Source organism: Prevotella sp. P4-119 (assembly GCF_002251345.1).
In the GTDB taxonomy this organism is placed as follows: domain Bacteria; phylum Bacteroidota; class Bacteroidia; order Bacteroidales; family Bacteroidaceae; genus Prevotella.
The window spans coordinates 1-15,254 of the sequence record NZ_NPJB01000047.1 but is presented as its reverse complement, the minus strand read 5'-3'; the positions used below and the strand labels follow the sequence as shown (position 1 = coordinate 15,254).

The 15,254-nt window shown below is 46.5% G+C and carries 12 protein-coding genes and 1 tRNA gene; all 13 read left to right on the top strand.

Features of this window, described 5'->3' with window-relative positions; genetic code table 11:
• The first annotated feature begins 98 nt into the window (after positions 1–98).
• The 13 genes from CIK89_RS05190 to CIK89_RS05130 all read left to right on the top strand — a co-directional run bounded on the left by CIK89_RS05190 (position 99) and on the right by CIK89_RS05130 (position 15,021).
• A complete protein-coding gene (locus CIK89_RS05190; protein WP_094390344.1) occupies positions 99–1,367 on the top strand; it encodes an MFS transporter in 1,269 nt (422 codons plus the stop codon).
• Between the two features lie 64 nt (positions 1,368–1,431).
• A complete protein-coding gene (gene galK / locus CIK89_RS05185; RefSeq protein WP_094390343.1) occupies positions 1,432–2,595 on the top strand; it encodes a galactokinase in 1,164 nt (387 codons plus the stop codon).
• A 259-nt stretch (positions 2,596–2,854) separates the two neighbouring features.
• Positions 2,855–4,033: an aldose epimerase family protein gene (locus CIK89_RS05180; protein WP_094390342.1), complete on the top strand. Its 1,179-nt coding sequence runs from the start codon at positions 2,855–2,857 to the stop codon at positions 4,031–4,033.
• Positions 4,034–4,066: 33 nt separating this feature from the next.
• Positions 4,067–6,028 (top strand): sodium/sugar symporter, encoded by a 1,962-nt coding sequence (locus CIK89_RS05175; protein WP_094390341.1) that lies wholly within the window; start codon positions 4,067–4,069, stop codon positions 6,026–6,028.
• A gap of 4 nt (positions 6,029–6,032) precedes the next feature.
• Positions 6,033–6,710 carry an NUDIX domain-containing protein gene (locus CIK89_RS05170; RefSeq protein ID WP_094390340.1) on the top strand — a complete coding sequence of 226 codons (678 nt, stop codon included), beginning with the start codon at positions 6,033–6,035 and terminating at the stop codon, positions 6,708–6,710.
• A 55-nt stretch (positions 6,711–6,765) separates the two neighbouring features.
• Entirely contained in the window at positions 6,766–7,467 is a 702-nt protein-coding gene (locus CIK89_RS05165) for an L-ribulose-5-phosphate 4-epimerase (RefSeq protein ID WP_094390339.1), read from the top strand.
• Between the two features lie 56 nt (positions 7,468–7,523).
• A complete protein-coding gene (locus tag CIK89_RS05160; RefSeq protein ID WP_094390338.1) occupies positions 7,524–9,122 on the top strand; it encodes a xylulokinase in 1,599 nt (532 codons plus the stop codon).
• 32 nt (positions 9,123–9,154) lie between these two features.
• Positions 9,155–10,744, top strand: coding sequence for an alpha-N-arabinofuranosidase (locus CIK89_RS05155; RefSeq protein ID WP_094390337.1), 1,590 nt, complete (start codon positions 9,155–9,157; stop codon positions 10,742–10,744).
• 131 nt (positions 10,745–10,875) lie between these two features.
• A complete protein-coding gene (locus CIK89_RS05150; protein WP_094390336.1) occupies positions 10,876–12,888 on the top strand; it encodes a transketolase in 2,013 nt (670 codons plus the stop codon).
• 22 nt (positions 12,889–12,910) lie between these two features.
• Positions 12,911–13,354 (top strand): RpiB/LacA/LacB family sugar-phosphate isomerase, encoded by a 444-nt coding sequence (locus CIK89_RS05145; protein ID WP_094390335.1) that lies wholly within the window; start codon positions 12,911–12,913, stop codon positions 13,352–13,354.
• 135 nt (positions 13,355–13,489) lie between these two features.
• Positions 13,490–13,573 (top strand): ATP-binding protein, encoded by an 84-nt coding sequence (locus CIK89_RS13975; protein WP_336410092.1) that lies wholly within the window; start codon positions 13,490–13,492, stop codon positions 13,571–13,573.
• 446 nt (positions 13,574–14,019) lie between these two features.
• On the top strand, positions 14,020–14,796 hold the full coding sequence (locus tag CIK89_RS05135) for a hypothetical protein (protein WP_094390334.1): 777 nt from the start codon (positions 14,020–14,022) through the stop codon (positions 14,794–14,796).
• A 152-nt stretch (positions 14,797–14,948) separates the two neighbouring features.
• A tRNA-Lys gene (locus CIK89_RS05130) sits at positions 14,949–15,021 on the top strand.
• The last annotated feature ends 233 nt before the right edge of the window (positions 15,022–15,254 follow it).

Sequence of the window (15,254 nt, the reverse complement as noted above, 5' to 3'; positions counted from 1 at the left end):
AAATCAAAACATAGAATTATAATACACAATTTTTATTGTTCTATAATCGAAAACACATTTTTCGTAATTACTAACAACATTAAAATCCTATAAAACCAATGTCACAAACAAACAAAAACCAGAAGAACCTCGTAGCTATCATCACAATGTTCTTCATCTTTGCCATGATTAGCTTTGTAACAAACATGGCAGCTCCCTTCGGAAACATTTGGGGTATGTCATACAACTGGGCAGGTATGGCCGGCAACCTCATGAACTTTACTGCCTACCTCATCATGGGTATTCCTGCCGGAAACATGCTCATCAAGTACGGATACAAAAAGACCGCACTTATCGCACTTATTATTGGTGCAATAGGTCTGGGTGTTCAGCTGCTCTCTGGCGTAGTCAACAATATCTTTGTTTACCTACTCGGTGCTCTTATCTGCGGATTCTGCGTATGTATGCTCAACACCGTAGTAAACCCCATGCTTAACCTACTCGGTGGCGGCGGTAACACCGGAAATCAGCTCGTACAGGCAGGGGGTACCCTCAATTCTCTTTCTGCAACAGCAACTCCTATCCTCACTGGTTTCCTCGTAGGAACTTTGACAAAGGATTCTTTCCCCGATGTTGCACCACTTATCATTACAGGTATCGTAGTATTCTTGGCAGCCTTCTTCGTCATTTCTGCCATCCAGATTAACGAGCCTCAAGGTGACTTGAAGAATGTAACATACGAAAAATCACCTCTCGCTTTCCGCCATTGTCTCCTCGGTATCATCGCCATTTTCTTCTATGTAGGAATCGAGATTGCCACTCCTGGTATGATGAACCAATGGATTAGCCGTGAAGGAGGATTTGAAGGTGCAGCAGCCGTTGCAGGATCATTGGCTGGTATCTACTGGTTCCTGATGCTCTGTGGCCGCCTTATCTCAACAGTTATCTCAGGTAAGGTTTCTACCCGTGCACAGATGATTACCGTTTCAACAGTAGGTATTGCACTTATTGTCGCTGCCATCTTCACAGGTGATGTGACTACAACACTCAATATCGATCTCAACATCATCAAGATTGAGAACGCTACAGTTCCTTTGTCTTGTGTGTTCATTTTCCTCTGCGGTCTCTGCACATCTGTCATGTGGGGAGGTATCTTCAACCTTTCAACAGAAGGACTTGGCAAATATACCGCTAAAGCATCAGGCCTGTTCATGGTCATGGTATTCGGTGGAGGTATGATGCCTTTCTTCCAGGATCTCGTACTCGTTCAACAGCTTGGAATCAGCTACCTCAATTCTTATTGGCTGATTGTTGCCATGTTGGCATACATCCTCTACTATGCGATCTGGGGATGCAAGAACGTAAACAAAGACATCAAAGTGGATTAAGACAACATGATTTGTCACGTTCCACATTATAAAAAGATACTTCAAACCTTTAAACAACAAGACTATGAACATCGAATCAGTAAGAACACGTTTTGTCAAGCATTTTGATGGCAAGGAAGGTAATGTTTATGCATCACCCGGACGTATCAATCTCATCGGTGAACACACCGACTATAATGGAGGATTTGTTTTTCCAGGAGCCGTAGATAAAGGTGTTGTTGCAGAAATGCGTGCAAACGGAACAGAAGATACCGTTATGGCTTATGCCATTGACTTGAAAGACCGCGTAGATTTCAAACTCTCTGATCCCAATGGACCTAAAGCTAGCTGGGCACGTTATATTTACGGTATCGCATTGGAAATGAAAAAGCTCGGAGTACCTGTTAAAGGATTCAATATCGCATTCTCAGGCGATGTTCCCTTGGGTGCAGGTATGTCATCTTCTGCTGCCATGGAGAGTTGCTTTGCCTGTGGTCTCAACGACATCTTCGGTGATAACAAGGTAAGCCAATGGGATATGGTATTGGCAGGTCAAGCTACAGAACACAACTACTGTGGTGTGAAATGCGGTATCATGGACCAGTTTGCTTCTGTATTCGGAAAAGCAGGTTGTCTGATGCGTCTCGACTGCCGTTCTCGCGAATTTGAATATTTCCCATTCAAACCGGATGGCTACCGTTTGGTATTGCTCGATTCTGTTGTAAAACACCAGTTGGCAGGATCTCCTTACAACGACCGCCGCAATTCTTGTGAAAATGTTGTTCGCCATATTGCTGCCAAACATCCAGAAGGAAAGTTTGAAACACTTCGCGACTGCACATGGGAACAACTTGAAGAAGTCAAAGCCGAAGTGGGCGAAGAAGACTACAAGCGTGCTAAATTCGTGTTGGGCGAAAAAGACCGTGTACTTGCCGTTTGCGATGCTCTGAACGAAGGCGACTATGAAAAAGTTGGCGAGTTGATGTACAAGACTCACGAAGGTCTGTCAAGAGACTATGAGGTTTCTTGTGAAGAACTCGATTTTCTCAATGATCTTGCCAAGGAATGTGGAGTTACCGGTTCACGTATCATGGGTGGCGGTTTCGGAGGTTGCACCATCAACCTTGTCCGCAACGACCTCTACAACCAGTTTATCGCCACAGCAAAAGAGAAGTTTAATGCCAAATACGGCCACGAACCAAAAGTCTATGATGTTGTCATCGGCGATGGTTCACGTAAGATTTGCTAATCAGAACCAGCTATTTAAAGTGTATTCCGGTCTGAAAAACAACCCTTTAATACACGTATAGAATAGCGCGTTTTATTTCTCTATAAAACGGAAATGAATATCAATTTCATTTCCGTTTTTTTATGCTATGTAACAAGAAACTATAAAAAATAGTGTAAGCACAACACTTTTCTCCGTAATATCTTTGTCAATTCAGAAAATAGTCGTAACTTAGCACGCAGAATTAGAAAACATAACTAACAACTAAAAACTCTTCGCAATGAGAAAAATCAATTCAATGCTTATTGGCCTTGGCACCATTGCCATTCTTTCAGCATCATGTGCCTCTAAACAAAATGCCACATTAACAGTTTCCGGACTTGACACAGCTAAGTTTGACACCATCCTTCAAGAAAAGCCCGTCAAACTGTATGTACTTAAAAACAATAATGGCATGGAAGCCTGCATCACCAACTATGGTGGTCGCGTGGTAAGCCTTGTGGTGCCCGACAAAGACGGTAAACCCACCGATGTTGTCCTTGGATTCGATAATATCGCTCAGTATGCTGATACGATCAAAACACCTTCTGATTACGGATCAAGTGTAGGTCGTTATGCTAACCGCATCAACAAAGGTAAGTTCACCCTTTCAGGTACAACCTACCAGTTGCGTCAGAACAATGCCCTCCATTGCCTTCACGGAGGTGGAAATACCGGATGGATGCATAAAGTCTATGATGCCGAACAGGTTGGTGACTCTATTCTCAAACTCACCATCGTAGCTCCAGACGGAGAAAATGGATTCCCCGGTACTGTTACCGCCACTACCACTTATAAGGTAACTGCCGACAACACCCTTGACATCGTTTGGGAAGCCACTACCGACAAGGAAACGATCATCAACATGACCAACCACAACTACTACAATCTTAGTGGTGATTTCACCAAACCTTGTTATGACCAAATACTCTATGTTAATGCTGATAATTTCACTCCCTCTGACGCTACCAACATGACAACGGGTGAGATTCTTCCTGTAGCTGGTACTGCAATGGATTTCCGCACTCCTCATGCTGTAGGTGACAGTATCCATTCTGACTATCAACAGATCAAGAATGCCACAGGCTACGACCACAACTATTGTCTGAACACTTATAAAGACGGAAAGGGCGATGATACACAGGTATGTGCTTCACTCTATAGTCCCAAGAGTGGCATCTTTATGGAGATGTTCACCAACGAACCAGGTGTTCAGGTATATTCTGGAAACTTCCAGGGGGTTGGTGCTGATGCGAAGATAGCCCGGAAACATGGTCTTACCTATCCCAAGCATGTAAGCATCTGCTTGGAGAGTCAGAAGTATCCCGACAGTCCTAATAAGAAAGACTGGCCTCAGCCCACACTTAAACCCGGTGAGAAATACTACAGTCATGCTGCCTACCGTTTCTCAATCAAATAATATGTTTTATTCACTAATATACCTATAATTATTATGAATAGTATTTCAGGAGCAATTGCAATGTCTGGTTTCAAGACCATCGACTTTGTAATTCTCGCATTCTACCTAATCTTGTTGGTTGGTTTAGGATTATTTTTAAGTCGCAACAAAGACGGAAAAGAAAAAAGTGCCAACGACTACTTCCTTGCTGGCAACACACTAACATGGTGGGCTGTAGGTGCATCATTGATAGCTGCTAACATTTCTGCCGAACAGTTTATCGGAATGTCAGGAACAGGATTCCGTGACGGTATCGCTATTGCCGCCTATGAAGTAATGGCAGCTGCCGCATTGGTAGTCATTGGAAAGTTCTTGCTTCCCGTCATGCTTGAGCGTAAGATTTTCACTATTCCACAATTTCTCCGTGAACGCTATAATGATGGCGTAGGCCTTGCCTTCTCTATTCTGTGGCTTTTCCTTTATGTCTTCGTCAACCTGACTTCTGTAGCATGGCTGGGCGCTTTGGCCATCGAACAAATTCTCGGTCTTCAAGGTCTTGGCGTCAGCATCTTCGGCATGGAGGTTTCCATCCGTATGTTGATCATCCTCGGATTGTTCATTGTGGCAGGAACCTATTCTATCTATGGCGGACTTGCCTCTGTGGCTTGGACCGACGTGATGCAGGTCACCTTCCTCGTAGGTGGCGGTATTATTACCGCTTACATCGCATTACAGGAAATGGGTATAGTAATGGGAACCGACGCATTAGGCGCCCTTGGACAGGTTTATAACGACATGACGACAGGCACCCATGCACAGGATGTTCATTTCCACTTAGTCATCCAGCAAAGCCATAATGCTGATGCCTTTGCCAATGTTCCTGGTATTGCCGCTGTAGTAGGTGGAGTTTGGCTTACCAATCTCGGTTATTGGGGTTTCAACCAATATATCATTCAGAAAGGACTTGCCGCCAAGAGTATCAACGAAGCCAAGAAGGGTCTTATCTTCGCCGGTTTCCTTAAGATTCTCATTCCTTTCATCGTAGTACTTCCTGGCATTTGCGCCTATTATATTATGGAGAATCCCGAATTCTTCAAGAACATGGAATTGGCAGGCAATATCAACGTTGCCGATGATGCCTATCCTTGGCTCATCCGCAACTTCACACCTACAGGTATCAAGGGCTTGAGTTTTGCCGCTCTTGTAGCCGCCATCATCTCTTCTTTGGCTTCTATGTTCAACTCCACCTCAACCCTTTTCACGATGGACATATACAAGAAGTACATCAACAAGGGTGCGAGTGACAAGCAGTTGGTAAATACCGGCCGTATCGTAGCCGTTGTGTCATTGGTTATAGCCCTTGTTACCGTTAAACCGTTGCTGGGCGGACTTGACCAGGCATTCCAGTACATTCAGGAATATTCAGGTTTCATCTATCCAGGTATCATCACCGTCTTTGGTCTTGGTCTGCTGTGGAAGCGTGCCTCTTCTACTGCAGCAGTATGGACGGCCATCCTAACCATCCCCATGGGTGTACTCTTCAAGGTTTGCTTCCCCGATGTAGCCTTCCAGTTCCGTGCTTCCTACATTTTCATCATCCTTGTCACCTTCTTCATCCTTGTATCATATCTCGATAAGAAATATGTAAGTGCAGAAACTCCTTCTGCCGCAGATCAGAAGCAGATGATGACATGGGCACGCATCCTGGCAGTAGCTGGTCTTGCCATGATTATCGTGGCTGCAATAGTAGTAATTCTCGGCGCCACTCACGATGTGAAGTCTCCAGAAACAAATTTCATCGACTATCTGAACGACATCGGTTTCCAGGCATTCATCTTCTTCGGCGTACTCGTAGGCTGCAATGCCGTATGGCTCTACAGCAACTCACATGATAAGGTCAAGGACGAGAAAGCCCTTCCTATCAATCTCTCTATCTTCTCTACCGACCGCAACTACACATACGGTGCCGTAGGAATCTGTGTCATTACCTTGTTGCTTTACGCCATACTTTGGTAGTATTATGACAAGTTTCTATCAAGATAAAACAAAAGTCCTCGTATCGGTCGATTGTATCATTTTCGGATTCGACCAGAACGAACTCAAGATCCTGATCGGCAAACGTCAGATGGATCCTGGGCGTGGTGAATGGAGTCTCTACGGAGGCTTCATCCACCTCGATGAGGGCATCGACGAAGCTGCCGACCGCGTGCTCTACGAACTTACCGGTATGCGCAATGTATATATGCGTCAAGTAGGCGCTTTCGGTAGTGTTGACCGTGACCCGGGTGAACGTGTGGTCTCTATTGCCTACTACGCCCTGATCAACGTCAAACAATACGACGACGAACTGCGCGAACAGCATGGCGTGGAATGGGTGAGCATAGACAATATCCCCCCACTCTATTCTGACCATAAAATAATGGTGGAGAAGGCACGTCGCATCATGAAAGAAAAGATTCGCACCGCACCAATTGGCTTCACGCTGTTACCGAGTCTCTTCACCCTTACCCAACTTCAACATCTGTATGAAGCTGTCAACGGCGAGGAACTCGACAAGCGCAATTTCCGTAAGCGCGTGAAGGAAATGGACTTCATCGAGAAGACAGAACTGATAGATAAGACCAGTTCACGTCGTGGCGCCTATCTCTACCGTTTCAACAAGAAAGCGTACAACGAAGATCCTAATTTCAAACTATAGGATTGCTGTGCCACACGACACAGTTATCCTTGTCTAATTTATAAATCTAAACATCATGTTAGAAGAACTGAAAGAAAAAGTATTCCAAGCCAATCTCGACCTTGTGAAACACAATCTCGTGATTTTCACGTGGGGCAACGTTTCTGCCATCGACCGCGAAAAGGGATTGGTAGTCATCAAGCCCTCTGGAGTCAGCTATGACACCATGAAGGCATCCGATATGGTTGTTGTAGATCTCCACAGCGGCAAAGTAGTGGAAGGTGACCTCAACCCCTCATCCGACACTCCTACCCATTTGGTACTCTACCGTGCCTTCCCTGAAATCGGAGGTGTAGTCCATACCCACTCTACCTATGCCACCGCTTGGGCGCAGGCAGGACGCGACATTCCCAATATCGGTACTACCCATGCCGACTATTTCCACGATGATATTCCGTGTACTGCCGATATGACAGCCGACCAGATGGCAGAATACGAATACCATACTGGTGTTGTCATCGTCAACCGCATCTCTTCTGGTAATATCAATCCCGTCCACACCCCTGGTGTCTTGGTCAAGAACCATGGCCCTTTCTCATGGGGTAAAGATGCCGACCAGGCAGTCTATAACGCCGTAGTGATGGAACAAGTGGCAAAAATGGCATTCATCTCTCTGTCGGTCAATCCCGACACCACGATGAATCCCCTGCTCGTTGAAAAGCATTTCTCACGCAAGCATGGTCCCAATGCCTACTATGGCCAGAAGAAGAAACAATAGATTTCATACTTCAACAATTCATGGATTCCATCCTTCATTAACGAAACAGTAGAAAAATGACAAATAATGCAAAACAAACAATAGAAAGCGGTAAGGCTGTACTCGGCATCGAGTTTGGTTCTACCCGCATCAAGGCTGTTCTCATCGATGAGAACCACCACCCCATAGCACAAGGTGCTCACGAATGGGAGAACCAGCTCGTTGACGGTCTGTGGACCTACAGCATCGACGCCATTTGGAAAGGTCTTCAAGACTGCTATGCAGACCTCCGTGCCAATGTACGCAAGGAATATGATGTCGAATTGGAAACGCTGGCAAGCCTTGGCTTTAGCGCTATGATGCACGGCTATATGGCATTCAACCAAGACGAGCAGATACTCGTGCCCTTCCGTACTTGGCGCAATACCAATACGCAGAAGGCTGCTGCCGAACTTTCAAAACTGTTTCAATACAACATTCCCTTGCGCTGGAGCATCAGCCACCTTTACCAATGTATTCTCGATGGAGAGGCACATGTGAAAGACATCAAATATCTGACCACTTTGGCAGGATATGTTCATTGGCAGCTGACTGGCGAATTTGTACTCGGCATCGGCGACGCTTCAGGTATGATTCCCGTTGATCCCAACACCAAGACCTACGACGCAACCATGGTTGACAAGTTCAACACCCTCGTTGCCTCTAAGCACTATCCCTGGCAATTACTTGACATCCTCCCCACCACGCTGAATGCAGGAGAAAAGGCTGGTTGCCTGACGGAGAAAGGTGCCAGTCTGCTCGATGTATCGGGTCATCTGAAAGCCGGATGCCCCTTATGTCCTCCTGAGGGCGATGCTGGCACAGGCATGGTAGCCACCAATGCTGTCAAGCAACGCACAGGAAACGTAAGTGCAGGCACCTCGTCGTTCTCTATGATTGTATTGGAGAAAGAACTCTCCAAACCCTACGAGATGATCGACATGGTGACCACTCCTGATGGTTCTCTCGTCGCCATGGTTCATTGCAACAACTGCACCAGCGACCTCAACGCATGGGTCAATATTTTCAAGGAGTACCAGCAGTTGCTCGGCGTACCTGTTGATATGAATGAGGTATTCGGTAAACTCTATAACCACGCTATGACAGGCGATGCTGACTGTGGCGGACTTGTAGCCTACAACTATTTCTCAGGCGAACCGGTAACCGGACTGGCTGAAGGTCGCCCCCTCTTTGTGCGCTCTGCCAACGACCATTTCTCATTAGCCAATTTCATGCGTGCCAACCTCTATGCCTCTGTTGCAGTATTGAAAATCGGTAACGACATCCTTTTCAACGACGAACACGTGAAGGTAGATCGTATCACCGGACACGGTGGACTTTTCAAGACCGAAGGTGTTGGGCAACGCGTATTGGCAGCAGCCATCAATTCTCCCATCTCTGTCATGAAGACTGCAGGTGAAGGCGGAGCATGGGGTATTGCCCTTTTGGCAGACTACCTGGTCAACAACGACAAGCAACAGACCCTTGCCGACTATCTCGAGCACAAGGTATTCAACGGCAATACAGGTACAGAGATCGCTCCTGACGCTCATGACGTGGCAGGATTCAATACCTATATTGAAAACTACAAGAGCGGTCTCGCCATAGAACAGGCTGCCACAGCAAACAAAAAATAAATCCAATACAAATTTAAAATACAATACTAATTATGCATTACAATTATTTCCTATCAGCAGCCTTTGCCCTATGCGCTTCTCAGGTTTCTGCAGAAAGCATCAAGGCAACACTCAAAACCGACCAAGGTAAGAACACCATCAACCGTGAGATCTACGGACAGTTTGCCGAACATCTCGGATCTTGCATCTATGGTGGTCTCTGGGTGGGCGAGAACTCTCCCATCCCCAATATCAACGGCTACCGAAAAGACGTGTTTGAAGCACTCAAAGACTTGAACGTTCCTGTACTCCGTTGGCCTGGTGGATGCTTTGCCGACGACTACCATTGGATGGACGGTATCGGTCCTCGCGACAAGCGTCCTTCGCTGCGCAACAACACCTGGGGCGGAACGATTGAAGACAACTCTTTTGGCACACACGAATTTCTGAACCTCTGTGAAATGCTGGGTTGCGAACCCTACGTCAGCGGTAACGTTGGAAGCGGAACAGTCAAGGAGATGGCACAATGGGTGGAGTATATGACCAGCAACGAAGATACTCCGATGGCACGTCTGCGTCGCCAGAACGGTCGCGACAAGGCTTGGCACGTGAAGTATTTCGGTATCGGCAACGAGGCATGGGGCTGTGGTGGCAACATGACACCAGAATACTACTCAGACGAATTCCGTAAATTCAATACCTACCTGCGCGACCAACCAGGCAACCACCTCTACCGCATCGGAAGTGGTGCTTCCGACTGCGACTACAAATGGACCAGCGTATTGATGGATCGCATCGGCGAACGCATGAACGGCGTATCGCTCCACTACTATACCGCGGCAGGTTGGAATGGTTCGAAGGGTTCTGCTATCAAGTTCGACAACGACCAGTACTACTGGGCACTCGGCAAATGTCTGGAGATAGAAGAGGTCATCAAAAAGCACAAAGCTATCATGGATGAGAAAGACCCCAACCATAGAGTAGATCTTGTGGTTGACGAATGGGGCACCTGGTGGGACGAAGAACCTGGTACCATCGCCGGTCACCTCTATCAGCAGAATGCCCTGCGCGACGCTTTTGTGGCTTCTCTCTCCCTCGACGTTTTCCATCGTCATACCGACCGTGTGAAGATGGCGAATATCGCACAGGTTGTCAACGTACTGCAATCCATGATTCTTACCGACCAAGAAGGCACAGGCCACATGGTACTCACCCCAACCTACTATGTTTTCAAGATGTACGCTCCTTTCCAGGATGCCACCTATCTGCCCATGACAATAGCCTGCGACACCATGAAGGTGCGCCACGAGTATTTCACCCCTATGGATGCTCAGAAGGCTAATGGCTATCGCAACCTGCCCTTGCTGTCCTATTCTGCAGCCAAGACCAAGGATGGTCAGATTGTCATTGCCCTTACCAATGTCAGCCTTGACAAAGAACAGGCGATCGACATCGCCCTCGAAGGTACAAATGCCAAGAGCGTCAACGGACAGATTCTTACCGCTAAAAACGTAGCAGACTTCAACGATTTCGATCACCCCGACCGCGTAAAAGTTGCCGATTTCAAGCAAGCCAAACTCAAGAAAAACGTGCTCTCGGTGAAGATTCCTGCTAAGAGTTTGGTAGTAATGACCTTGAAATAAGCGACATTAAAGGACTTTATTTAGGAAATTCACAAAAAAAGCAATACACAAAGTAATCTTTTCGGATTTTTTCTGTATATTTGCATGTGATATTACAACAAAACTAACGTTATCAAAATAAAACATTGATTATGAACGACAACAAAATCATGAACAAGGCTGCAGATAATATTCGTATTCTCGCAGCTTCAATGGTAGAGAAAGCCAAGTCTGGACACCCCGGAGGAGCTATGGGTGGTGCCGATTTCATCAACACCCTCTATAGCGAATTCCTCGTATATGATCCAGAGCATCCTGAGTGGGAAGGACGCGACCGTTTCTTCCTCGACCCAGGTCACATGGCTCCTATGCTTTACTCACAGCTCGCCCTCATCGGCAAGTTCACCCTTGAAGACCTTAAAAACCTCCGTCAATGGGGTTCCGTAACTCCTGGTCACCCTGAGCGCGAAATCGCCCGTGGTATCGAGAATACCTCTGGACCTCTCGGACAAGGCCATTGCTTTGCCGTAGGTGCTGCCATTGCTGCCAAGTTCCTCAAGGCACGCATGGGCGACGTGATGGGACAGACCATCTATGCCTACATCTCTGACGGTGGTGTACAGGAGGAAATCTCACAGGGCGCAGGACGTATTGCCGGAACATTAGGACTCGACAACCTCATCATGTTCTATGATGCCAACGATATCCAACTCTCCACCAAGACAGAAGTGGTGACCAATGAGGATACCGCCAAGAAATACGAAGCATGGGGATGGTACGTACAGAAGATCAATGGTAACGACGTTGACCAGATTCGCGAAGCCATCAAGAATGCTCAGAAGGAAACCGATCGTCCAAGCCTGATCATCGGCCATTGTGTCATGGGTAAGGGCGCTCGCAAGGCTGACAACAGCAGCTACGAATGCAACTGTGCTACCCACGGCGCTCCACTCGGCGGCGATGCTTACGTCAACACGATGAAGAACCTTGGTACTGATCCTGAGAATCCATTCCAGATCTTCCCAGAAGTGAAAGAGATGTACGCTAAACGCGCAGAAGAACTTAAGAAAATTGTGGCAGAGCGTTACGCACAGAAAGCAGCATGGGCAAAGGAGAATCCTGAAAAGGCTCAACTCCTGGAAGAGTGGTTCAGCGGTAAAGCTCCCAAGATTGACTGGAGTCTCGTACAGCAGAAGGCAGGTGCAGCTACACGTGGTGCAAGCGCTACCGTACTCGGTGTATTAGCAGAACAGGTGCCCAACATGATCTGCGCCTCTGCCGACCTTTCAAACTCAGATAAGACCGATGGATTCCTCAAGAAGACCCACGACATCGTACGTGGCGATTTCAGCGGTGCCTTCTTCCAGGCTGGTGTTGCAGAGCTCACCATGGCATGCTGCTGCATCGGTATGGCTCTCCACGGAGGTGTAATCCCTGCATGCGGCACATTCTTTGTATTCTCCGACTATATGAAACCTGCCGTACGTATGGCAGCCCTCATGGAACTCCCCGTGAAGTTCATCTGGACCCACGATGCCTTCCGTGTAGGTGAAGACGGACCTACCCATGAGCCCGTAGAGCAAGAGGCACAGATTCGCCTGATGGAGAAACTCAAGAACCACCACGGCAAGAACTCCGTACTCGTTGTACGTCCTGCCGATGCAGAAGAGACCACCGTATGCTGGCGCATGGCGATGGAGAATACCGATACTCCTACCGCCCTAATCTTCTCACGTCAGAATATCGACATGCTGCCCGCAGGCAACGACTACAGCCAGGCCACCAAGGGTGCTTATGTAGTAGCAGGTAGCGACGAAGACTACGATGTCATCCTGCTCGCTTCTGGTTCTGAGGTATCTACCCTTGAGGCAGGTGCTGACCTGTTGCGCAAAGACGGCGTGAAGGTTCGCGTAGTCAGCGTACCTTCAGAAGGTCTGTTCCGCAGCCAGCCTAAGGAGTATCAGGAGAGCGTTCTCCCCGCAGGCAAGAAGAAGTTTGGTATGACCGCAGGGCTTCCCGTCACCCTCGAAGGTCTCGTAGGAGCCGACGGTACTGTATGGGGGCTCAACAGCTTCGGCTTCTCTGCTCCCTACAAGGTGCTCGACGAGAAACTCGGTTATACTGGCGAAAACGTCTATAAGCAGGTGAAGGCCCTGTTGGCATAAACAATCTCAAAACACAATTAATATGGAAGTAAAGACAGTTGGCGTGGCATGCGACCACGCAGGATTCGCTCTCAAGAAGTATGTGCTTCAGTATCTTGAAGAGCATGGTTATGCCTATAAGGACTACGGCACATGGAGTGACGCCTCCGTCGATTATCCCGACTTCGGTCATGCTTTGGCAGAAGGCATCGAGAGTGGCGAGGTATATCCAGGTATAGGCATCTGCGGTTCAGGCGAAGGTATTGCCATGACCCTCAACAAGCATCAGGGTGTTCGTGCCGGACTGGCTTGGATTCCTGAGATTTCCCACCTCATCCGTCAGCACAACGATGCCAACGTCCTGGTCATGCCAGGTCGTTTCATCGACAACAAGATGGCGGAGAAGATTATGGACGAATTCTTCAAAACCACTTTTGAAGGCGGTCGCCATCAGAAGCGTGTTGACAAGATTCCCGTAACTCGCTAAACCGGTAACGGGAGGTATCCCCCTCCCCGTCTCCCACATAGATTCCCGACCCACCATCATAGGTGCGGTCGGGATTTTTTGTATTCCCTCCGAAAAGGTTGCACCTTACACAGAATAAACCATTAAACTTCTGTAATCATAACGACAAACAAATCTCCAACAGAATGGGCACAGACACTTGATGATGAAGTAATAGCATCTGCATTGTTGGATCGTTGACTGTACAAATGTGAAGTGATAAACTTAAAGGGAAGCTGTTATAGAATGGAGAACAGATAGACAATTTTCGATAAAAACAGTAAAAATAATAAAAAACAAACTGGTGGGTTAACTTTACGAAAAATTGGTGGGTTTAAATTTGCTTATTACAATGGAGCAGTGAGAGCAGAGAATAAACCAAAAATTATTCTTTGCCGAATGAGACAAAAACAACCTATGACGTAAATCTTACGCTAGAATCTTTAGAATAATCTTTAACTAGAATCACAGATCATAAATCAGAAATAAAAGTCCGCGGTATCTGTGGGATGTTAAAAAGGGAGGGTACATGAGAGGTACATAAAGAAAATGTGTGTTCTCTTTGCTTTCGCTGCTTCAAAATTTGGATATTAAAAGTCTATATCGTATCTTTGCAAGCGAATTAAGAAAAACGAAAAAAGAAAGATATGAAAGATTCTTCAACGAAAAAAGCATTAAATCTGAAAGCACTTACTAAGAGTTCGGTATGGGACGTGCAGGAAAACGACATCTTCCGCATTTTGGACGGCGGCAGTAAAGACCCCGACTTCAAGGAAAATATCCGTCGCTACACAGACATCATACGCTCTGCATTCAATGTAGAAGAAATAAAGAAAGACTCTCCTGCTATTCGCGCTGCCTACGAGAAACAAGGATATAAGGTTGGAGCATTCTCTATCGATGAGAATGCAAAAATGATTATTGCCATCCGTAAACGCCCTATTATGCGCGTTACTGACCTGACCTACGAAAATATCCGCCACATTACTGCTTCCAAACTTATGGAGGTGCTGGAACGTAATTTCGGAGGTGGATGGGACTCACTGTCACAGTCTATCCAAGACATCATAGAAAGCGGTTTTGAAATCTCTACCACTACCTTGCCCAAAGACAGACTCCATAAGAAAGGTGGTATGTATGAAAAGAAGGTCGCTGATGGCTTTGAGGTTCTTGAAGTAGAAAAAGGTACATGGGTTGAGGCGATCTTCGCAAAACTTAAACCAGAGACTGTTAAACCAAGAATGAAATTTGAAACTCACGACGAGGACGAAATCCCTGAAGACAATTACAACAGTCCTGACGAGGATGACGATTCGTTTGACGATGACGTGATGAACGAAGATAATTATCGTACCACTTTTGAGATTGAAAGTGATCCCGACGAAGAGGCGGAAAGTATTTCCGATTTCGGCGGAGAAGATTAAAAAGAAACGAATAGAACACCAAATAAAATGGTGGAAAAGGGCTTCAAATGATGAATTTGAGGCTTTTTTATGTTTTTTCAAAAAAAAACTCAAAAAAGTTTGGTAAAAAAAAAAAAACGTCGTACCTTTGCAACCGCAAACAAGAAAACAACGCGCTTGTAGCTCAGTTGGTAGAGCACCTGACTCTTAATCAGGGTGTCCAGGGTTCGAACCCCTGCAGGCGTACAAAGAGAGAAAAATATTATTTTTCTCTCTTTTTTTTTGTATCTCACCTACCCAATTAATGGCCCACACGGATTACGGCTCACCCGATAAACCTAGGGGGAATATTGGCTCAATAGATTTTTCATAAGGGTAAATGAGTATGATTCATATGAAATGCTTACCTTTGCATCATGGAAGACAAAGGTTTGCTAATGTTGGCACGTATGGTGCTGCCCAAGGAAGTGCTTGACCAC